Here is a 20,471-nt window from a genome sequence, read left to right as displayed (position 1 = left end):
CCGGTTGCCTCTCCGACTCCGCCGCCGCACGCTGGATGGGTGGATGTCTCCGCGTCCGTTCCGGCCGAGCAGAGCGGCTGGGCCGTCCGGGCACCAGGTCCGATCGGCACCGGGCCCTTGGCGCGCGTGCGCCGCGCGATGCCTGCTCCCGGTCCCGGGGAGCTTCTGCTGAACGTGGAAGCGTGCGGCGTCTGTCGCACGGATCTCCATCTGGCCGAGGGCGATCTCCTGCCACGCCGTCCCTCCACGGTGCCCGGTCATGAGATCGTCGGCCGGGTGGCGGCCGTCGGCGACGGGGCCGGCCTCTTCCGTATCGGCGACCGGGCGGGTGGAGCGTGGCTGCGCGGAACGTGCGGGAGCTGCCGGTACTGCCTGGGCGGCCGGGAGAACCTCTGCCCGCGGTCCACCTATACGGGGTGGGACGCGGACGGCGGCTTCGCCGACACGGCGCTGGTTCCGGAGGCGTTCGCCTACCGGCTCCCGGAAGACCAGGACGCCGTCCGGCTCGCGCCACTCCTCTGCGCGGGAATTATCGGATACCGGTCGCTGAGGCGCAGCGCGCTGCCGGAGGGCGGGCGGCTGGGAATCTACGGCTTCGGCGCGTCGGCCCATCTGGCTGCCCAGGTGGCCATCGCCGAGGGCGCCACCGTTCATGTGCTGACCCGCTCGGCGCAGGCACGCGCGCTCGCTCTGGACCTCGGCGCCGCGTCGGCGGGCGGTGCCTACGACCGCCCACCGGAGCCCCTGGACTCGGCGATCCTGTTCGCACCCGTCGGTGACCTGGTGCCGGTGGCGATGGAGGCACTGGACAGGTCCGGCACGCTCGCCATCGCCGGAATCCATCTGTCGGACATTCCCGTGCTGAACTACCAGCGCCATCTGTTCCAAGAGCGCAATCTGCGCAGCGTCACCTCCAACACCCGCGAGGACGGCCGCGATTTCCTCGCTCTGGCCGGGCGCGTGGGCATCCGGGTCACGGTGAGCACCTACCCGCTCAGCAGGGCCGACCAGGCGCTGGCCGATCTGGCGGCCGACCGGGTGAACGGGGCCGCCGTGCTCGTACCCGGCTGAGGGCCGGGCGGTGCGCAGCGAGCGGCAGCACCGGAACACGTGCGTCAGCGGGTCCGCTCCCCAGCACACGCGGAGGGCCCCGGGTGCTGGGGAGCACCCGGGGCCCTCTTACGTATGTGCTGTGCGGCTACGGCAGTTGCGTCGCCCGTGCCTCACGCCGGTTGCCGCGGAAGGTGTTCACCCGCCGTGCCGTCGCGAAGAGCGGGATGACCGCTCCCAGGACCACCTGCAGAGCACAGCCGGTCTGGAGAAGCAGCTGACCGCCGGGGGCGTCGAACGCCCACGCGGCGAGGAGCCCCATCGCGGCCACGATCCAGCTGAGCATCGCCACCGCGAGCACGCCCCGCGGTTTCGGGTACTCGACCCGGCTGACCATCAGCCACGCCACTCCGACGATCGCGAGCAGCGTCGGTACGAAGGGCAGCTCCAGGAGCACGATCGAGACGACCGTGAGCGCTCCGAAGGGGCTCGGCATGCCCTGGAACATGCCGTCCTTCATGGTCACGCAGGAGAATCTCGCAAGTCTGAGCACCACAGCCAGCAGCACCACGATCGCCGCCAGCGCCGAGACCCGCTGGTGTGCGTCGTCCGCGACCATGCCGTACACGAGGACGAAGTACGCCGGAGCGAGTCCGAAGCTGATCAGGTCCGAGAGGTTGTCCAGCTCGGCACCCATCGGCGAGGAGCGCAGCTTGCGTGCCACGAGCCCGTCGAAGAGGTCGAACACCGCGGCCATGAGCATGAGGATCACGGCGGTGGCCGCGGAGTGCCGGGCCATACCGCTCTCGTCGCTGCCCGTGAGGTGCGGGATGAGGATTCCGGTGGTGGTGAAGTACACCGCCATGAAACCGCACGTCGCGTTGCCGAGAGTGAGGGTGTCCGCTATCGACAGCCGCAGAGAGAGCGGCATGTCCTCGCCGGCGTCCTCCTCGGACTCCGCCTCCGGCACCCAGCCCGCCTGCGTGTCAGGATCAATCACGGTCAATTCGAGTCACCCCCGCGGTGGTGGCCTGGCCGACCTCGACCGCGACATCGATACCTTCCGGAAGGTAGATGTCGACCCGGGAGCCGAAACGGATCAGGCCGATGCGCTCGCCCTGCTCCACCTTCGTGCCCTGCGGGACATAAGGGACGATGCGACGGGCGACCGCACCCGCGATCTGCACCATCTCGATGTCACCGAGCTCGGTGTCGAAGTGCCAGACAACGCGCTCGTTGTTCTCGCTCTCCTTGTTGAACGCCGGAACGAACCCACCGGGGACGTGCTCGACCGAGGTCACCGTGCCGGCCAGGGGCGCACGGTTGACATGGACATTCAGCGGGCTCATGAAGATCGCGACGCGGGTGCGCCCGTCCTTCCACGGCATGATGCTCTGCACCACGCCGTCGGCCGGCGAAATGACCCGGCCCTGGGTGATCTCACGCTCGGGGTCGCGGAAGAACCACAGCATGCCCGCCGCGAGCGCGGTGGTGGGCACGGCCACCGCGGCCCAGCGTCCGGACTTGCGGGCCCGGCTGAGGCTGAGTGCCGCGGTGGCCACGGTCGGGAGGAGCCACGGCGAAGCTCCGCGCGCAAGGCGGACTCCGCCGCGTGGTGCAGAGGTTTGGCTGTCGGGCATGGATGACCTTCGTAGCGGATGATGCCGCGCTGGCAACGGGGGACGGCGGCTTTTCCGGCGATGTTATCGGTTGCGAGCCGCAACTGGGCAAGCCAGCAGCCGAGTCGGACGGCTTGAAGGCACCGCCCGAGGGTGACAGGGTGTGATCTTCTTCGCGGCTAAATCGCCTCGAAAGGGACAATCACCCCTGGAACCGGTACTCCTCGAGGAGTCGGCGCCCAATGATCATTTTCTGGATCTCGGCGGTACCTTCACCGATCAGCAGCATCGGGGCCTCCCGGTAGAGGCGCTCGATCTCGTACTCCTTGGAGAAGCCGTAACCGCCGTGGATCCGGAAGGCGTCCTCGACGACTTCCTTGCAGTACTCGGAGGCGAGGTACTTCGCCATCCCTGCCTCCAGGTCGTTTCGCTCCCCGGAGTCCTTTTTGCGCGCTGCATTTACCATCATCGCATGGGCGGCCTCGACCTTGGTGGCCATTTCGGCCAGCTTGAACTGGATCGCCTGGTGCTGAGCGATCGGCTTTCCGAAAGTGTGGCGCTGCTGGGCATAGGAAACACCCAGCTCGAATGCACGCTGTGCGACGCCGCAGCCACGCGCAGCCACATTTACCCGGCCGACCTCGACGCCGTCCATCATTTGGTAAAACCCTCGGCCGGTGGTGCCGCCCAGTACCCGATTGGCTGGAATGCGTAGCCCGTCCATGATGAGTTCGGTCGTGTCGACGCCCTTGTAGCCCATTTTGTCGATTTTGCCGGGGATGGTGAGACCGGGCCGGACCTCGCCGAAACCGGGCTCCTTCTCCACCAGGAACGTCGTCATCGACTTGTGCGGGGCGGTCCCTTCGGGGTGGCCTTCGTCACTTCGGCACAGCACGGCGACGAGCGAGGACGTGCCACCGTTAGTCAGCCACATCTTCTGGCCGTTCAGGACGTACTCATCGCCGTCCTTGACGCCCTTGGAAGTGATCGCCGCGACATCGGAGCCCAGTGCCGGCTCGGACATCGAGAACGCGCCCCGGACCTCGCCCAGAGCCATCCGTGGCAGGAATGTGTCCTTCTGCTCCTGCGTGCCGTGCTGCTTGAGCATGTACGCCACGATGAAGTGCGTATTGATGATTCCCGACACGCTCATCCAGCCACGGGCAATTTCCTCCACGCAGAGTGCGTATGTGAGAAGCGACTCACCCAGGCCCCCGTACTCCTCGGGAATCATCAGCCCGAACAGGCCGAGCTCCTTGAGCCCCTCGACGATCTCGGTCGGGTACTCGTCACGGTGTTCCAGCCGGGTCGCGACCGGAATGATCTCCTTGTCGACGAAATCCCGCACCGTGGAGAGAATCTCCTGCTGGACATCGTTGAGACCGGCAGTCTGGGCAAGTCGCGTCATGGCTACTTCTCCACGTTCTTCTGCGAAGGCTGGTTCAGCTCGGGGCGGCCGGGCTGCTCCCCGCCACGCTCCTTGATGTATGTCTCGGTGGGGACCATCACCTTGCGACGGAACACGCAGACCAGCGTGCCGTCCTGCTTGTACCCCCTGGTCTCCACATAAACGATTCCACGGTCGTTCTTGGACTTTGACGGAGTCTTTTCCAGAACGGTCGTCTCGCCGTAGATCGTGTCGCCGTGGAAGGTTGGCGCGACATGCTTCAGCGACTCGACTTCGAGGTTGACGATTGCCTTTCCGGAGACGTCCGGAACGGACATTCCGAGCAGTAGTGAGTAAATGTAGTTGCCGACGACAACGTTCTTCCCGAAGTCGGTTGTCTTCTCCGCGTAATTGCTGTCCATGTGGAGCGGGTGATGATTCATGGTCAGCAGGCAGAAAAGGTGGTCGTCGTACTCGGTGACCGTTTTTCCGGGCCAGTGCTTGTAGACCGCGCCGACCTCGAACTCCTCGAATGTGCGTCCGAACTGCATGATCAGGCCTCCGGTGCTTCGAACTTGGAGGTGCGCTGCATACCGGCCGCGCGGCCCTTGCCCGCGATGACGAGGGCCATCTTGCGGCTCGCCTCGTCGATCATCTCGTCGCCGAGCATCGCCGAGCCCTTCTTGCCGCCCTCCTCCGAGGTGCACCACTCGTATGCGTCGAGGATCAGCTCGGCGTGGTCGTAGTCCTCCTGCGACGGCGAGAACACCTCGTTGGCCGCGTCGACCTGACCGGGGTGCAGCACCCACTTGCCGTCGAAGCCCAGCGCCGCCGCACGACCCGCGACCTCGCGGTACGCGTCCACGTCGCGGATCTGCAGGAAGGGGCCGTCGATCGCCTGGAGGTCGTGCGTGCGGGCCGCCATCAGAATGCGCATCAGGATGTAGTGGTACGCGTCCGCGCCGTACCCGGGCGGCTGCTGACCGACGACCAGGGTCTTCATGTTGATCGAGGCCATGAAGTCGGCCGGGCCGAAGATCAGCGTCTCCAGGCGGGGCGAGGCGGCGGCGATGTCGTCGATGTTCACCAGGCCCTTGGCGTTCTCGATCTGCGCCTCGATGCCGATCTTCCCGACCTCGAAGCCCATGGTCTTCTCGATCTGGGTGAGCAGCAGATCGAGCGCGACGACCTGCTGGGCGTCCTGGACCTTCGGCAGCATGATGCAGTCGAGGTTCTGGCCCGCGCCCTCGACCACCGTGATCACATCGCGGTACGTCCAGTGCGTCGTCCAGTCGTTGACACGCACGACCCGGGTCTTGCCCGTCCAGTCGCCGTTGTTCAGCGCGTCGACGATGTGGTGCCGGGCGCCCTCCTTGGCGAGCGGCGCGCAGGCGTCCTCCAGGTCGAGGAAGACCTGGTCGGCCGGGAGGCCCTGGGCCTTCTCCAGGAACCGCGGGTTCGAGCCGGGCACTGCCAGACAGGAACGCCGCGGACGCAGACGGTTCACGGGCTGGGTCATGCGGGGACCTCCAGAGGGTCGAGCTTGTTCGCTTTCCGGATCTCGTCGACGATACGGCCGATGATCTCCGTGATACCGAAATCCTTCGGGGTGAATACGGCGGCGACGCCCGCCTCGATCAGCGCGGTGGCGTCGGCGGGCGGAATGATCCCGCCCGCGATCACCGGGATGTCGGCGGCGCCCGCCTCGCGCAGCCGGGTGAGTACGTCGGGGACGAGTTCGGCGTGCGAACCCGACAGGATCGACAGACCGACGCAGTGCACGTCCTCGGCGAGCGCGGCCGAGACGATCTGTTCGGGGGTCAGCCTGATTCCCTGGTAGACGACCTCGAAGCCGGCGTCACGGGCCCGTACGGCGATCTGCTCGGCGCCATTGGAGTGCCCGTCCAGGCCCGGCTTGCCGACCAGCAGCCGCAGCCGCCCGGCGCCCAGGTCGGCCGCGGTGCGGGCGACCTTCTCGCGGACCAGGGCGAGCGGTGTCCCGGCCTCCGCGGTGACCGCGACCGGAGCGGACGAGACGCCCGTCGGAGCCCGGAACTCGCCGAAGACATCACGCAGCGCCCAGGACCACTCGCCGGTGGTGACACCCGCGCGGGCGCACTCCACGGTCGCTTCCATCATGTTCTCGGTGCCGGCCGCGGCCTTCTTCAGGGCCGCCAGCGCCTCGGAGGCACGGGTCTCGTCACGGTTGTCGCGCCACTCGTGGAGGGCTGTGACGACCTTGGCCTCATTGGCGGGGTCGACCGTCATGATCGCCCCGTCGAGGTCCGCGGTGAGCGGGTTCGGTTCGGTCGTCTCGTAGATGTTGACGCCGACGATCTTCTCCTCGCCGCCCTCGATCCGGGCCCGGCGGGCGGCGTGCGAGGAGACCAGCTCGGACTTCAGATAGCCGGACTCGACGGCCGCCATGGCGCCGCCCATCCGCTGGATCCGGTCGATCTCGGCAAGCGACTCGGTGACCAGCTCGTCCACCTTGGCCTCGATGACGTGCGATCCGGCGAAGATGTCCTCGTACTCCAGCAGATCGCTCTCGTGCGCGAGCACCTGCTGGATACGGAGCGACCACTGCTGGTCCCAGGGCCGGGGGAGCCCCAGTGCCTCGTTCCAGGCCGGCAGCTGGACGGCCCGGGCGCGGGCGTCCTTGGAGAGGGTGACGGCCAGCATCTCCAGGACGATGCGCTGGACGTTGTTCTCCGGCTGTGCCTCGGTCAGACCGAGCGAGTTGACCTGGACGCCGTAGCGGAAGCGGCGCCGCTTGGCGTCGGTGATGCCGTACCGCTCGCCGGTGATCCGGTCCCAGATGCGGCCGAAGGCGCGCATCTTGCACATCTCCTCGATGAAGCGGACGCCCGCGTTCACGAAGAAGGAGATCCGCGCGACCACATCGCCGAACTTCTCCTCGGGCACCTGACCGGAATCGCGTACGGCGTCCAGGACCGCGATGGCCGTCGACATGGCGTAGGCGATCTCCTGGACCGGAGTGGCTCCCGCCTCCTGCAGGTGGTAACTGCAGATGTTGATCGGGTTCCACTTCGGGATGTGGCTGACCGTGTACGTGATCATGTCGGTGGTCAGCCGCAGCGAAGGACCGGGCGGGAAGACATGCGTCCCGCGCGAGAGGTACTCCTTGACGATGTCGTTCTGCGTGGTGCCCTGGAGCCTGGTGGCGTCGGCGCCCTGTTCCTCCGCGACCACCTGGTAGAGCGCCAGCAGCCACATCGCGGTGGCGTTGATCGTCATTGAGGTGTTCATCTGCTCAAGGGGGATGTCCTGGAAAAGCCGGCGCATGTCACCGAGGTGCGACACGGGCACGCCGACCCGGCCGACCTCGCCGCGGGCGAGGATGTGATCGGGGTCGTACCCGGTCTGCGTCGGCAGGTCGAAGGCGACCGACAGGCCCGTCTGGCCCTTGGCGAGGTTGCGCCGGTAGAGCTCGTTGGACGCCTCGGCGGTCGAGTGACCGGCGTACGTCCGCATGAGCCACGGGCGGTCCTTCTGACGGTCACTCATGTCAGACATCCCGGAAGCGATTGATGGCGTCGATGTGCTGCTCGCGCAGCTCCTCGTTGCGTACACCCAGACCCTCGCGGGGGGCCAGTGCGAGCACGCCGACCTTGCCCTGGTGGAGGTTGCGGTGGACGTCGTACGCGGCCTGGCCGGTCTCCTCCAGCGAGTAGACCTTCGACAGCGTCGGGTGGATCTTGCCCTTGGCCACCAGCCGGTTGGCCTCCCACGCCTCGCGGTAGTTGGCGAAGTGCGAGCCCACGATCTTCTTCAGCGACATCCACAGGTAGCGGTTGTCGTACTCGTGGTTGTAGCCGGACGTGGACGCGCAGGTGACGATCGTGCCGCCCTTGCGGGTCACGTACACGGAGGCACCGAACGTCTCACGGCCCGGGTGCTCGAAGACGATGTCCACGTCCTCGCCGCCGGTCAGCTCACGGATGCGCTTGCCGAACCGCTTCCACTCGCGCGGGTCCTGGTTGTGCTCGTCCTTCCAGAACTTGTAGCCCTCGGCGTTGCGGTCGATGATCGCCTCGGCGCCCATCTTCCGGCAGATGTCCGCCTTCTGGTCGCTGGAGACGACACAGATCGGGTTGGCACCACCGGCCAGCGCGAACTGCGTGGCGTATGAACCGAGTCCGCCGCTGGCGCCCCAGATCAGCACGTTGTCGCCCTGCTTCATACCCGCGCCGTTGCGCGAGACGAGCTGACGGTACGCCGTGGAGTTGACGAGGCCGGGAGCCGCGGCCTCCTCCCAGCTGAGGTGCTGCGGCTTCGGCATCAGCTGGTTGGACTTGACGAGCGCGATCTCGGCGAGGCCGCCGAAGTTGGTCTCGAAGCCCCAGATGCGCTGCTCGGGGTCGAGCATCGTGTCGTTGTGGCCGTCCGAGGACTCCAGTTCGACCGAGAGGCAGTGCGCGACGACCTCGTCGCCCGGGTGCCAGGCGTTGACGCCGGGGCCCGTGCGCAGGACGACGCCCGCCAGGTCGGAGCCGATGACGTGGTACGGCAGGTCGTGGCGCCTGGTGAGCTCGCTGAGCTTGCCGTAGCGCTCCAGGAAGCCGAAGGTGGCCATCGGCTCGAAGATCGAGGTCCACACGGAGTTGTAGTTCACCGAGCTGGCCATGACGGCGACCAGCGCCTCGCCGGGCCCGAGCTCGGGCACCGGAACCTCGTCGAGATGCAGTGACTTGCGGGGGTCCTTGTCGCGGGTGGTGAGCCCGGCGAACATCTCCGTCTCGTCCTTGTGCACGGTCGCCGCGCGGTACGACTCAGGGATGGACAGGGCCGCGAAGTCTGCGGCGGTGCTGTCCTGCGATTGGATCGCGTCCAGGATTTCCTTCACGGTGTGCCTCCGGCGGATGGGGGCGCTGAGGGAACGCTTGAGGATCCCTGCAAGCTGAGGGGAGCGGTGTGGTGTGGAGGTGTTGCCGTCGGTTCGGCTGGTAAGGCTTCGGCTTGCTCTGTGGAGCAGAAGGGTTTGCCTGTGACGCAGGCGTCCGGGCGCGCAGGCATATTGCTTGCGGGGACAGCCGGCGTACGTGAGGTCTCAGCACGCCGGCCGCCCGGACAACTTCAACGTATGGCACTCCGTGACACCTGGCAAGGCACTCGGTGCCAACAATTTCTCTCACTTGTCACCCGCCGGGCACGCATGAGCAACGCAAGAGGTGTTTCGGGGGGTTCTGTCCCGCCGGGAGCGGTCAGCGTGAGGGCCGGTACACGTAAGGAATCGTGGTGCTCAGGGCCAGGAATCCGAGTCGCTGGAGGATCGGGCTGCTCTGATCGGAGGCGTCGACCTGAAGGTAGCCGTAGCCGCGCTCCGCCGCGATCCGGGCGCGGAAGGCGACCAGGGACCGGTAGACGCCCCTCCCGCGCCACGCCTCGACCGTTCCGCCGCCCCAGAGCCCCGCGAAGCCCGTGCCCGGGTACAGCTCCATCCTGGCCGAACTCACCGGCTCGTCGCCCGCCATGGCGAGGACGCCGACGAAGCTGTCCGGGTCCTCGGACAGCCTGGCCAGCACCTGATGCCGCAGCCGCGACCAGTCCGAGCCGAATGCCTGCTCATGGGCACGGGCCATCAGTTCCACATCGTCCGCGTCACTCACGGTGCGCAGCCGGACGCCCTCGGGCACTTCCACCGCCGTCGAGAGGTCCGCCACCGGGGCGACCAGCAGGGTCTCCGGCTCCTCCGCCTCGAAACCGGCCGCCAGCAGCCGCTCCGCCAGATCCGCCGGCCGGTCGTGCGCGTACAGCTTCCACTCGAACTCGTCGTGTCCCAGCGCCGTGTAGTGCGCCACCTGTGCCGCGATCGCCGCGTCCGCCCGTACGGCATCCAGGTCCGGGGCCGACCACACGACACCGTTCCAGTCGTCGGCCGCGCCGACCTGCCGTACGACATCACCGGCGCGCTCGACCCGGACGCCGGGGCCGTCGGGGCGGGCGTGCTCGCGCATTTCGCGGTCGAAAAGGGTCAGAAGTGTGTCGCGATCATGATTCATCCGCACACCACAGCACCGGGGCGCGGACGCGGCAACCGGGTTTCCGGTACGGGGACGTTTCCGGTACGGGGACGGGGGCGGCCGCCCCTGCTCAGCGGTTCTTGAGTGCCTGCTGGATCGTGCGCATCACTTCTTCGAGGGGCGCGTCCGTCCGCGCCACCGTGACGAGTACCTCGCCCTGGGACGTCACCGAAGCGGCCGGCTGCTTCGCCGGTTCGGTGCCGACGATCCGGCCCGCGCCGATGCCGGTCCCGAACGTGTCGCGGACGATCGAGAAGGCATGGTCGAGCTGGGCCTCCACATCGCCCTCGCCGCCCGCCCGCAGCCAGCGGCGCAGCACATGGTTGTGCGCGGTGACGACGGCGGAAGCCGCGACCTCCGCGAGCAGCGGGTCGTCATTGCCGACATGATGGTCGCGCTCGTCGAAGTGGCCCAGCAGATAGCGCGTGAACAGCCGCTCGTAGCGGGCCACCGAGGCGATCTCCGCCTCGCGCAGGGTCGGGACCTCACGGGTCAGCTTGTAGCGGGCCACGGAGACCGCGGGCTTCGCCGCGTACATCTTCATGACTTCCTTGATGCCGCGGCAGACGGTGTCGAGCGGGTGCTCGTGCGCGGGGGCGGCATTGAGGACGGCCTCGGCCCTGACGAGGGTGTCGTCGTGGTCCGGGAAGATCGCCTCTTCCTTGGAGCGGAAGTGCCGGAAGAAGGTCCGCCGGGCAACTCCCGCGGCGCCCGCGATCTCGTCGACCGTCGTCGCCTCGTACCCCTTCGTGGCGAAGAGCTCCATCGCTGCGGCGGCCAGTTCGCGGCGCATCTTGAGCCGTTGGGCGGCGGCGCGCGTGCCTGCGGCACTCTCCGGGGCGTCGGGTGCGGCGGAGACACGGGGGGACCTGGCGGGCTGGGACATGGTGTGAACGTACTGCATCGGTGCAGGGGAATGCGCCCGTGGGGGCGGGCCGCCCGAAGGATCGAGCAGCCCGCCCCACCCGGCTCCCGGCTCAGCGCCGGGCATATTCGCGGAAGCCGCGCCCCGTCTTGCGACCGAGGCAGCCGGCGGCCACCAGATGCTCCAGCAACGGAGCCGGGGCCAGGCCCGGGTCGCGGAACTCGCTGTGCAGCACCTTCTCGATGGCGAGCGAGACATCGAGTCCGACGACGTCGAGGAGCTCGAACGGGCCCATCGGGTAGCCGCCGCCCAGCTTCATCGCGGCGTCGATGTCGTCGAGGCTCGCGTAGTGCTCCTCGACCATCTTGATCGCGTTGTTGAGGTACGGGAACAGCAGCGCGTTCACGATGAAGCCGGCCCGGTCCCCGCAGTCCACCGGGTGCTTGCGGACCTTGACGCACACCTCGCGGACGGTGGCGTGGACATCGTCGGCGGTGAGTACCGTACGGACGACCTCGACCAGCTTCATCGCGGGTGCCGGGTTGAAGAAGTGCATCCCGACGACGTCCTGCGGGCGCGAGGTGGCCCGCGCGATCGCCACGACCGGCAGTGACGAGGTGGTGGTGGCGAGCACCGCACCCGGCTTGCAGACCTTGTCCATCGTCCCGAACAGCTGCTGCTTGACCGACAGGTCCTCGGCGACCGCCTCGACCGCGAGATCGACATCGGCGAAGGCGTCCAGCGAACCGGCTGCGGTGATCCGGGCCAGGGTTTCGTCCCGCGCCTCGGCGGTCAGCCGCCCCTTGGTGACGGAACGCTCCAGGGACTTGGCGATCCGGCCCTTCGCCGTGTCCGCCTTCTCCTGGCTGCGGGCGGCGAGCACCACGTCGTAGCCGGCCTTCGCGAAGACCTCGGCGATCCCCGAAGCCATCGTCCCGGAGCCCGCGACGCCCACCGAGCGCACCGCGCGTCCGTCGGCCGCCGACGTGCTCTCCCGCGGGGTCAGCGCGTCCGGCACCACGGTCTGGCTGCCGGATTCCGTGTACGTGTAGAACCCGCGGCCCGACTTGCGGCCGGTCAGCCCCGCCTCGCTGAGCTGCCTGAGGATGGGGGCCGGGGCGTGCAGCCGGTCGTGCGACGCGGAGTACATCGCCTCCAGGACGGTGCGGGCGGTGTCGATCCCGATCAGGTCGAGGAGGGTGAGCGGGCCCATCGGCAGGCCGCAGCCCAGCTTCATCGCCGCGTCGATGTCCTCACGGGAGGCGTAGTTCGCCTCGTACATCGCGGCGGCCTGGTTGAGGTACCCGAACAGCAGCCCGTCGGCCACGAAGCCCGGCCGGTCGCCGACCTCGACCGGCTCCTTGCCCAGGCTGCGGGCGAGCGCGGTGACGGCCTCGACGGCCGGCGGTGCGGTCAGCACCGAGGAGACCACCTCGACCAGCTTCATCGCGGGCGCCGGGTTGAAGAAGTGCAGACCGAGCACGCGCTCGGGGTGCAGAGATTCGGCGGCGAGCCGGGTGACCGACAGGGCGTTGGTGCCGGTCGCCAGGATCGCGGTCGGGGAGACGATCGCGTCGAGCTCCCGGAAGAGCTGCTGCTTGATCTCGTACGACTCGGGCACGACCTCGATGACCAGCTCCGCCTCCACGGCGGCCTGGAGGTCACCGAAGGTACAGAACCGGGCGAGGATGTCGCTGCGCTCCTCCTCCGTGATCCGCTCGCGCCGTACGGCGCGAGCGGTCGCGGCTTCCAGGGCGGCGACGGCCTGACGGGCGGCCGCGTCGTTGATGTCGATACCGATGACCTCGTGGCCGGCGCGGGCCAGGACTTCGGCAATGCCGGTGCCCATGGTGCCGAGACCGACGACGGCAATGGTGCTGAGCGGGGTGTCCATCACGGGACTCCAGAGAATGAGTGACGACTGTGAGGAGCACGGCGCGCGCCGAAGGGGAGAACTGGCGCAGAGCGTGCGGGGGTTGCGTGTCGTGGTGCTCAAGGCCGAGGCGCGATGGGCACGCCCGGACCGGGAAGGGGTGACGGACTCTGTCCCGGAGTCACGTCTCGCAAAGCTGCCGGACCGACAAGCACTCCGGGTGGCTGCGTCACCAGGCCACCGGAGCCGGCGGGGAGTGTGTCCCGCTCACATGAGCTTAACCGGTGGGTAACGAGCGCGCCAGCCCCGAATTGCTGTGGTCCGGCTCACACTCACTGTCATCGCCGATACGCTGACGGTCATGGACGAGGAGTTCCGGTCGCTGACGGACCGGCTTGCGGACGAGGCGGGCGAGTCGGCGGCGTACCGCAGACTGCTCGCCACCGACGACGACGAGGAGCTGGCCCGGGTCCTTGTGGAACGCGAACGCCCGCTCTGGGCGCGGGAGATCGCAGCGTTCAGACTCGGCTGTGGCGGCGACCGACGGGCCTTCGAGGCGCTGGTCCTGCTGCTCAACCACCGAGATCCGGAGCGCTGCGTCTCCGCCGCCCACGCCCTGGTGCGCCTCGGCGACCCCCGCACCCCCCGGGCCGCCGCCGCCCTGGCAACGAACAACCTGCGCACCGCGTACGCCCTGCACCCGGTGCGGCTGCTCACCGCGCTTCGGGCCCCGGAGTCCGTACCGGCGCTGATGAGCACCCTGGAGCGACTCCTGGCCCCGGACGATCCGCACTGGCGGGTGGCGCTCGCCTGTGTGGAAGGGCTCGGGCAGCTCGGGGACGAACAGGCCCGCCCGCTCCTGGAGGCGGCGCTGCCGCACCCGCGACTGGGCGGCGCGGCACGGGACGCGCTCAGCCGCCTGCGGGGGGCCTGAGTGCGCGGACCGCTGCCGGCCGGTCCGGCGCCGACGCGTTCAAGGGGTGCCGAGGGCGCGCACGTACCGCACCTCGGGCACGAGTACGCCGTCGACCTCGAAGGGCTCCTCGGCGCCGTCGGGGCGGAAACCCGAGCGCTCGTAGAAGCGGCGGGCCGGGGCATTCTCCTTCAGCACCCAGAGCGCCAGGTCCGGAAAGCCGTCCGCGGTGGCGCGGGTGAGCACCTGCGCCATCAGGGCGCGGCCGGCTCCGGTCCCGATCTGCTCGGGCAGCACATAGATCGCGTACAGCTCGCCCCGCGCCAGCCGTCTGCCGTTCTCGCGGTACGGGCCGTAGCAGGCCCAGCCGATCACACCGAGGCCCGCCCGTTCGGCCACCACATTCACTACCGGGTTGTCCTCGGTGAAGAATCCACGGCGCCGCTCCGCGTCCTCGGCGATGTCCATGGCGTCCAGATGCGACTGCGGCATCAGTCCGGCGTACGCGGCCTGCCAGCCGCGCACCCGGACTCTCGCGACCGCATCGCAGTCGTCGACAGTCATGTCCCGTACGAGCACATCGGGCGTGGTCCGTATCGTCATACGGGTCATCCTGACGCATGCGTCAGGATGACCCGTACAGGAATTCGGCCCGGGTTCGCAGGGCGTCAGCCGCGGAAGCCGAGCAGGCCGTGCAGGATGCTGCCCCTGCTGCCGGAACCCGTTCCCCGGGCCGACTCCACCGCCGCCCTGCCGGTCAGCGGCTTCGGGTCGGGGGACTTGGCGCAGACCGCGTCCGCGTCGGCCCCGCTGCCTTTGCCGCGCGGGACGGTGCCCTTGTCGAGATAGTCCGCCAGATAGGTGTCCAGACAGTCGTTGCCGCTCAGGGTGATGCCGTGATTGCCGCCGCCCTGCTCGACCACCAGGCTGGAGTCGCGCAGCTTGCGGTGCAGGGTGACTCCGCCCTCGTACGGCGTGGCCGCGTCCTCCGTGGCCTGGAAGAGCAGCACCGGCGGCAGGCTGTCGTTGGAGACCCGTACCGGGTTCAGCGGCTCCACCGGCCAGTCGACGCATGGGGCGTTGTACCAGGTGTTGTTCCAGGTGAAGAAGCGTGCCTTGTCGTGCACCTTCCAGCTGTCGTTGCGCCAGGTGTTCCACTGACGGGGCCACTGGGTGTCGCGGCACTGCACGGCCGAGTAGACCGAGTACCCGTTGTCGGCCTTCGCGTCGACCGCGCCGAACTTCTCGTACGCCTTCACGAGCGCGTCCTGGTCCTGGTCGTTCACATACGCCGCGAACGCATCGGCCAGATAGGGCCAGTAGCCGTTGTAGTAGCCGCCGGGCAGGAAGGTGTCCTCCAGCTCGCTCGCCCCGACCTTCCCGCCCGCGGGGTGCGCCTTGACGGCGGCACGCATCGCGTACCAGGCATCCTCGACCTTCGCCGGGTCGCTGCCGAGCCGGTACGTGGTGTCGTGCTTCGCGACCCAGGCGGCGAACGCCTTGTGACGGGCGTCGAAGGCGTAATTCTGGCCGATGTTGTCTTCGTACCAGACGCCCTCCGGGTCGACGTTCGAGTCGAGGACCAGGCGCCGCACCCGCTCCGGGAACAGCTTGGCGTACACCGCGCCGAGGTAGGTCCCGTACGAGTACCCGAAGTAGTTGAGCTGCTGGGAACCGGTTGCCTGCCGGATCACATCGAGGTCCTTGGCGGCGCTGACCGTGTCCATGTAGGGCAGCAGATCCGGGTACTTCTCGCCACATGCCTGCGCGAACGAACGGGCCCGGTTGCGGTTGGCATCCTCGACCGCGAGCGAGTCCGGCACCGAGTCGGGGCGCAGCGGATCGAAGTAATTCGGTACGCAGTCCAGTGCGGGCTCGCTCCGACCGACGCCGCGCGGGTCGAACCCGATCACGTCGTACTGCGCGGCAACCGACTTCGGCAGCGAGGACGCCACGAAGCCGGCCATCGAGAGGCCGCTGCCCCCGGGGCCGCCCGGGTTGACCAGCAGGGGACCCTGGAAGGTCTTCGCGGTGTGCGGGATCCGGGACAGGGCGAGGGTGATCTGCCGACCCGACGGATCGTCATGATCGAGCGGCGTACTGACCGATGAGCACTGCAGACTCGGGTACGACTTGGTGCCGCAGTCGGTCCATCTGAGCTCGGCCGCGGTGTGCCGCGCACCGTTGTCGGCGGTCGCCGGGGACGGGGCGGCGGTCACCAGACCGGCGACCGTCGCACCGACGGCGAACAGAATTCCTGGACGTTTCGTCATATGGCCTCCCGTGGTGGGGGAAAGACGGCTGCGCGTGACGCAGCCCCCGCCGCATGCTCCCCACATTCGCGCCCGGAAGGACATGATCTGTTGAGAGTTGACCCGTTTGCCCGCGTCGGATGCGCCGGGCCTGCCCGTGTCGAATCCGACGGGTCAGAGCAGGGTCAGCTGGGTGGGCTCGGGGCCGTCGAGCGGTGACCGCTGCTCCTGACGCACGGGGAGCCGGCGGGCCGAACCGCGGTGCGAGGGGCCGATGCCGAACTCGGTCGCCAGTTCGTGGACGTACCGCGTGATGCGCCGCTGGTACCACTTGGGCGCATAGGCCCCCTCGGCGTACAGCCGCTCGTAGCGCCGTACCAGATGGGGGTGGTGCTGCCCGAGCCACCGCATGTACCACTCCCGGGCGCCGGGCCGCAGATGGAGGACGAGCGGGGTCACCGAGGTCGCCCCGGCGGCGGCGATCGCCCGGACCGTGGCGCGCAACTGGTCCGGGTGGTCGCCGAGGAACGGGATGACGGGCGCCATCAGCACGCCGCAGTCGATGCCGTGCTCGCTCAGCGTCCGGACGGCGTCGAGGCGGCGCTCGGGGGAAGGTGTGCCGGGTTCTACGGTGCGCCACAGCCCGTCGTCGACGAAGCCCACCGAGACGGAGATGCCGACATCGGTGACCTCGGCCGCCTGTCGCAGCAGCTCCAGATCGCGCAGGATCAAAGTCCCCTTGGTCAGGATCGAGAACGGGTTCGCGTGATCGCGCAGGGCCGAGATGATGCCGGGCATCAACCGGTAGCGGCCCTCGGCGCGCTGATAACAGTCGACATTGGTCCCCATCGCGATGTGTGCGCCGTGCCAGCGGCTGGACGCCAGCTGGCTGCGCAGCAGCTCCGGGGCGTTGATCTTGACGACGATCTGGGAGTCGAAGCCGATTCCGGTGTCGAGGTCCAGATAGCTGTGGGTCTTGCGTGCGAAGCAGTACACGCAGGCGTGCGTACAGCCCCGGTACGGATTGACGGTCCACTCGAACGGCATCCGCGACGCGCCCGGCACCCGGTTCACGATCGAGCGGGCCCGGATCTCGTGGAAGGTGATGCCTCGGAATTCGGGGGTGTCAAAGGTGCGGGTGGTCACCGCGTCAGCGGTGAAGAGCGCGCTGGCTCCGGTATTGGTGGGGTTTTCGACCAGATTGTCCCAGCGCATGGACGCCTCCTCGGTAGCACTGGACAGAGAATAGAACACTTGTTCCCTTGATCGTTTTCTCTCCTTCGTCCCGGCCCGGATTTTGAGCGGCGTCCCGGAGGTGGTTGGCTCAGCACACCCCCGAACAACCGAGTGCTGGAGGAACAGCCATGGCGCAGGTCGAGGCAACGACGGAGCGAGTCATCGCGGCGGACGCGGAGACGGTGTTCGACGCGCTGGCCGACTACAAGGAGGTCCGGGGCAAGGTGCTGCCCGGACACTTCAGCGAGTACGAGGTGCGTGAGGGCGGTGACGGCGAGGGCACCCTCGTCCACTGGAAGCTCCAGGCCACCAGCAAGCGGGTGCGCGACTGTCTGCTGGAGGTCACCGAGCCCACCGACGGCCGGCTCGTGGAGAAGGACCGCAACTCCTCGATGGTCACCACCTGGACCGTCACTCCGGCCGGTGAGGGCAAGTCGAAGGCGGTCGTGTCGACCGTCTGGAACGGCGCCGGCGGCATCGGTGGATTCTTCGAGAAGACCTTTGCGCCCAAGGGACTTGGGCGGATCTACGACGAACTGCTGCAGAACCTTGCCACCGAGGTCGAGAAGTAGCTCCCACCTCTCTTGACCGGCCTCACCGGTTCGGGTGGTTTTCTCGGCCCGTCGGTTGTGCGCCGTAGTGGCTCCCACCGGCGGCTAAGCCCCCCGAGTGCGCCGTCAGCGCCCCCCCGTCACGTTTGCCCTCGCTTATCGCGCAATGCGAGAAATGGGCGGCGCAGATGCGACGAGGGGAGCGGCACGTGGTGGGTGGGATCACTCTGTTGGAGGACGAGCCGAGCGGTGCGGGGGCCGCCGGGGCGGCGACCACACCGCCCTCGCCGCTCCCTGACGTGAAAAAGACGGAAGAGGCGGAAGAAGCCGCAGTCATCGCGCCTTCCGCCGTACCGGAGACCACCCCCCGCCACATCCGGCTGGTCTTCCTCGGGCTGATGCTCACGCTGCTGCTCGCGGCGCTCGACCAGATGATCGTCGCCACCGCACTGCCGAAGATCGTCGGCGAGCTGCACGGCCTGGAGAAGATGTCCTGGGCCGTCACCGCGTACCTCCTCGCCTCCACCATCGGCCTGCCGATCTACGGGAAGCTCGGCGACCTCTTCGGCCGCAAGGTCGTCTTCCAGTTCGCCATCGTCATCTTCGTCATCGGCTCCGCGCTGGCCGGCTGGTCCCGCACCATGGACGAACTCATCGCCTTCCGTGCCGTCCAGGGCATCGGCGGCGGCGGGCTCATGATCGGTGTCCAGGCGATCATCGCGGATGTCGTACCGCCCCGGGAACGCGGCCGGTTCATGGGGCTCATCGGCGCAGCCTTCGGCCTCGCCTCCGTCGCGGGCCCGCTGCTCGGCGGCTTCTTCACCGACCATGCCTCCTGGCGCTGGTGCTTCTACATCAACGTCCCGTTCGGCCTGATCACCCTCGCCGTCATCACCGTCGTACTGAAACTCCCCAGGCCCACCGTCCGGCCCCGCCTCGACATCCTCGGCGCGCTGCTGCTCGCGGCCGCCTCCACCTGCCTGGTGCTGCTGACCAGCTGGGGCGGTACGGAGTACGCCTGGGGATCGCGCACCATTCTGGGGCTCGCCGCCGGAGCCGCCGGAGCGGCCCTGCTGTTCGTCGTCGTCGAGCACCGGGCAGCCGAACCGATCATTCCGCTGCGACTGTTCCGTGACTCGATCTTCAATGTCACCGCGCTCGTCGGTGCGGTCGTCGGGGTGGCACTGTTCGGCGCCGCCAGCTATCTGCCGACGTTCCTGCAGATGGTCGACGGCGCCACGGCCACCGAATCCGGGCTGCTGATGCTCCCGATGATGGGCGGCATCGTCGGCGCGTCCGTCGTCTCCGGTCAGCTGATCTCCCGCACAGGCCGCTACCGCGTCTATCCGATTCTCGGCGGCGCCTTCTCGGTGGCCGGCATGTGGCTGCTCTCCCGGCTCGAAACCGACACCCCACGGTTCGAATACAGCATCGCGCAGGCCGTGCTCGGCATCGGGATCGGCCTGGTCATGCCGGTACTGGTGCTCGCCGTGCAGAACTCCGTGGAGCCCGCCGACCTCGGCGCCGCCACCAGTGCCAACAACTACTTCCGGCAGATCGGCGGCAGTGTCGGTGCCGCCGTCTTCGGGACGCTCTTCGCGGGCCGCCTCGCGGACGCGCTCGCCGTCCGGCTGCCGTCCGGCGCCGACCTCCCCGACCCGGAGTCGATCACCCCGCAGCTGGTCCATGCCATGGAGCCCGCGCTGCGCGACAGTTACATCCAGGCATACGCCGACGCGATGCCGCGGATCTTCCTCTACCTCGTGCCGGTGCTCGCGCTCGGCCTGTTCTTCGCCTTCTTCCTCAAGGAGAAACCGCTGGTGTCCCATCACAGCCCCGAATCCGCCGCCGAGTCCGCACCGATTCCCGCCGCCCGCACCAACGCTGCCGCTCCGCCGCCCGTGTATCTGTCGGGTGTGCCGGTGTGCGGCAGCGTCCAGCACCCCGACGGTACGAAGGTCCCGCGTGCCGCCCTCACCCTCATCGATGTCCAGGGACAGCAGGTCGGACGGGGCGCGAGCGGGGACGACGGGCGGTACGCGCTGAGCGTGCCCGGCGCCGGCAGTTACGTCCTCATCGCCGCGGCCGGCGGCCACCAGCCGCAGGCCGTCAGCGTCACCGTGGGCGAGCGGCCCGTCGAGCTCGATGTGGTGCTCGGCGGTGCGGGACGCCTTGCCGGGACCGTCGTCACCGCCGACGGCATCCCGGTGCGCGACGCCGCCGTCACCCTCACCGATGTACGCGGCGAAGTGGTCGCGTCCACCCGCAGCGGCCGCGAAGGCGGCTATGTGATCACGGAGTTGGTGGCCGGCGAGTACACCCTGGCCGCCAGCGCGCCCGCCTTCCGGCCCGCCGCGCTGCCGGTGAGCGTGCAGGCGGCCAGGGAGACCCGGCAGGACATCGAACTCGCCGGTGGAGCGGTGCTGCGTGGCGTCGTACGGGCCAGCGGCGGCCGGCCCGTCGAGGACGCCCGGGTCACGCTCCTGGACGCGGCGGGCAATGTGGTCGACACGCTCACCACCGGGCCCGACGGCGCCTTCCGGTTCGTGGACCTGTCCACCGGTGAGTACACGGTGATCGCGGCCGGGTATCCGCCGGTGGCGACCGTCCTCCAGGTCGCGGGTGGCGGACGGACCGAACGCGACCTCCAACTCGGCCACGAGGACTGACCGTTCCGAGGT

Annotated in this window: 17 protein-coding genes; 4 read left to right on the top strand and 13 right to left on the bottom strand. The window is 68.7% G+C overall.

What is annotated here, in order from left to right; all coding sequences use genetic code 11:
• Positions 1-39 precede the first annotated feature (39 nt).
• Positions 40-1,071, top strand: coding sequence for a zinc-binding alcohol dehydrogenase family protein (locus OG609_RS06280; protein WP_327271884.1), 1,032 nt, complete (start codon positions 40-42; stop codon positions 1,069-1,071).
• Between the two features lie 127 nt (positions 1,072-1,198).
• Here OG609_RS06280 and pssA read toward each other — a convergent pair whose 3' ends face one another.
• The 10 genes from pssA to OG609_RS06230 form a co-directional block, all read right to left on the bottom strand.
• The gene (gene pssA, locus OG609_RS06275) at positions 1,199-2,056 is read right to left on the bottom strand and encodes a CDP-diacylglycerol--serine O-phosphatidyltransferase (protein WP_327271883.1); all 858 of its coding nucleotides are present in this window, start codon (positions 2,054-2,056) and stop codon (positions 1,199-1,201) included.
• Entirely contained in the window at positions 2,043-2,690 is a 648-nt protein-coding gene (locus tag OG609_RS06270; protein ID WP_327271882.1) for a phosphatidylserine decarboxylase, read from the bottom strand. Before OG609_RS06270 ends, pssA begins: the two co-directional genes overlap by 14 nt.
• Positions 2,691-2,871: 181 nt before the next feature.
• The gene (locus OG609_RS06265; protein ID WP_327271880.1) at positions 2,872-4,077 is read right to left on the bottom strand and encodes an acyl-CoA dehydrogenase family protein; all 1,206 of its coding nucleotides are present in this window, start codon (positions 4,075-4,077) and stop codon (positions 2,872-2,874) included.
• A gap of 2 nt (positions 4,078-4,079) precedes the next feature.
• Positions 4,080-4,607 carry a MaoC family dehydratase gene (locus OG609_RS06260; RefSeq protein ID WP_327271879.1) on the bottom strand — a complete coding sequence of 176 codons (528 nt, stop codon included), beginning with the start codon at positions 4,605-4,607 and terminating at the stop codon, positions 4,080-4,082.
• A 2-nt stretch (positions 4,608-4,609) separates the two neighbouring features.
• Entirely contained in the window at positions 4,610-5,575 is a 966-nt protein-coding gene (locus tag OG609_RS06255) for an HpcH/HpaI aldolase/citrate lyase family protein (protein WP_030971713.1), read from the bottom strand.
• A complete protein-coding gene (locus OG609_RS06250) occupies positions 5,572-7,584 on the bottom strand; it encodes a protein meaA (RefSeq protein WP_327271878.1) in 2,013 nt (670 codons plus the stop codon). Before OG609_RS06250 ends, OG609_RS06255 begins: the two co-directional genes overlap by 4 nt.
• A 1-nt stretch (position 7,585) precedes the next feature.
• Positions 7,586-8,923 (bottom strand): crotonyl-CoA carboxylase/reductase, encoded by a 1,338-nt coding sequence (ccrA, locus tag OG609_RS06245; protein ID WP_327271877.1) that lies wholly within the window; start codon positions 8,921-8,923, stop codon positions 7,586-7,588.
• Positions 8,924-9,281: 358 nt separating this feature from the next.
• Positions 9,282-10,079: a GNAT family N-acetyltransferase gene (locus OG609_RS06240; RefSeq protein WP_327271876.1), complete on the bottom strand. Its 798-nt coding sequence runs from the start codon at positions 10,077-10,079 to the stop codon at positions 9,282-9,284.
• 91 nt (positions 10,080-10,170) lie between these two features.
• Positions 10,171-10,986 (bottom strand): TetR family transcriptional regulator, encoded by an 816-nt coding sequence (locus tag OG609_RS06235; protein WP_327271875.1) that lies wholly within the window; start codon positions 10,984-10,986, stop codon positions 10,171-10,173.
• Between the two features lie 91 nt (positions 10,987-11,077).
• On the bottom strand, positions 11,078-12,859 hold the full coding sequence (locus tag OG609_RS06230; protein WP_327271874.1) for a 3-hydroxyacyl-CoA dehydrogenase family protein: 1,782 nt from the start codon (positions 12,857-12,859) through the stop codon (positions 11,078-11,080).
• A gap of 340 nt (positions 12,860-13,199) precedes the next feature.
• Between OG609_RS06230 and OG609_RS06225 the strand changes: the two genes are divergently transcribed.
• Entirely contained in the window at positions 13,200-13,772 is a 573-nt protein-coding gene (locus OG609_RS06225; RefSeq protein WP_327271873.1) for an adenylosuccinate lyase, read from the top strand.
• A gap of 39 nt (positions 13,773-13,811) precedes the next feature.
• Here OG609_RS06225 and OG609_RS06220 read toward each other — a convergent pair whose 3' ends face one another.
• From OG609_RS06220 to OG609_RS06210, 3 genes are all read right to left on the bottom strand, one after another.
• Positions 13,812-14,354, bottom strand: coding sequence for a GNAT family N-acetyltransferase (locus OG609_RS06220; RefSeq protein WP_327271872.1), 543 nt, complete (start codon positions 14,352-14,354; stop codon positions 13,812-13,814).
• Between the two features lie 65 nt (positions 14,355-14,419).
• Positions 14,420-16,024 (bottom strand): alpha/beta hydrolase, encoded by a 1,605-nt coding sequence (locus tag OG609_RS06215; protein ID WP_327271871.1) that lies wholly within the window; start codon positions 16,022-16,024, stop codon positions 14,420-14,422.
• A 153-nt stretch (positions 16,025-16,177) separates the two neighbouring features.
• The gene (locus OG609_RS06210) at positions 16,178-17,218 is read right to left on the bottom strand and encodes an Rv2578c family radical SAM protein (RefSeq protein ID WP_327271870.1); all 1,041 of its coding nucleotides are present in this window, start codon (positions 17,216-17,218) and stop codon (positions 16,178-16,180) included.
• A gap of 149 nt (positions 17,219-17,367) precedes the next feature.
• Between OG609_RS06210 and OG609_RS06205 the strand changes: the two genes are divergently transcribed.
• Both OG609_RS06205 and OG609_RS06200 read left to right on the top strand, forming a co-directional pair.
• Positions 17,368-17,811, top strand: coding sequence for an SRPBCC family protein (locus OG609_RS06205; RefSeq protein WP_327271869.1), 444 nt, complete (start codon positions 17,368-17,370; stop codon positions 17,809-17,811).
• Positions 17,812-17,999: 188 nt separating this feature from the next.
• Positions 18,000-20,459 (top strand): MFS transporter, encoded by a 2,460-nt coding sequence (locus tag OG609_RS06200; protein ID WP_327271868.1) that lies wholly within the window; start codon positions 18,000-18,002, stop codon positions 20,457-20,459.
• Positions 20,460-20,471 lie beyond the last annotated feature (12 nt).

Source organism: Streptomyces sp. NBC_01224, from assembly GCF_036002945.1.
GTDB lineage: Bacteria > Actinomycetota > Actinomycetes > Streptomycetales > Streptomycetaceae > Streptomyces.
This window is presented reverse-complemented; position numbering and strand designations above follow the sequence as displayed.

Coding starts and splice junctions, on each gene's coding strand:
- OG609_RS06270 (WP_327271882.1), bottom strand. CDS start 2,690: ATGCCCGACAGCCAAACCTCTGCACCACGCGGCGGAGTCCGCCTTGCG.
- OG609_RS06265 (WP_327271880.1), bottom strand. CDS start 4,077: ATGACGCGACTTGCCCAGACTGCCGGTCTCAACGATGTCCAGCAGGAG.
- OG609_RS06230 (WP_327271874.1), bottom strand. CDS start 12,859: ATGGACACCCCGCTCAGCACCATTGCCGTCGTCGGTCTCGGCACCATG.
- OG609_RS06255 (WP_030971713.1), bottom strand. CDS start 5,575: ATGACCCAGCCCGTGAACCGTCTGCGTCCGCGGCGTTCCTGTCTGGCA.
- OG609_RS06210 (WP_327271870.1), bottom strand. CDS start 17,218: ATGCGCTGGGACAATCTGGTCGAAAACCCCACCAATACCGGAGCCAGC.
- OG609_RS06240 (WP_327271876.1), bottom strand. CDS start 10,079: ATGAATCATGATCGCGACACACTTCTGACCCTTTTCGACCGCGAAATG.
- OG609_RS06215 (WP_327271871.1), bottom strand. CDS start 16,024: ATGACGAAACGTCCAGGAATTCTGTTCGCCGTCGGTGCGACGGTCGCC.
- OG609_RS06235 (WP_327271875.1), bottom strand. CDS start 10,986: ATGTCCCAGCCCGCCAGGTCCCCCCGTGTCTCCGCCGCACCCGACGCC.
- OG609_RS06250 (WP_327271878.1), bottom strand. CDS start 7,584: ATGAGTGACCGTCAGAAGGACCGCCCGTGGCTCATGCGGACGTACGCC.
- OG609_RS06260 (WP_327271879.1), bottom strand. CDS start 4,607: ATGCAGTTCGGACGCACATTCGAGGAGTTCGAGGTCGGCGCGGTCTAC.
- OG609_RS06225 (WP_327271873.1), top strand. CDS start 13,200: ATGGACGAGGAGTTCCGGTCGCTGACGGACCGGCTTGCGGACGAGGCG.
- OG609_RS06205 (WP_327271869.1), top strand. CDS start 17,368: ATGGCGCAGGTCGAGGCAACGACGGAGCGAGTCATCGCGGCGGACGCG.
- OG609_RS06220 (WP_327271872.1), bottom strand. CDS start 14,354: ATGACGATACGGACCACGCCCGATGTGCTCGTACGGGACATGACTGTC.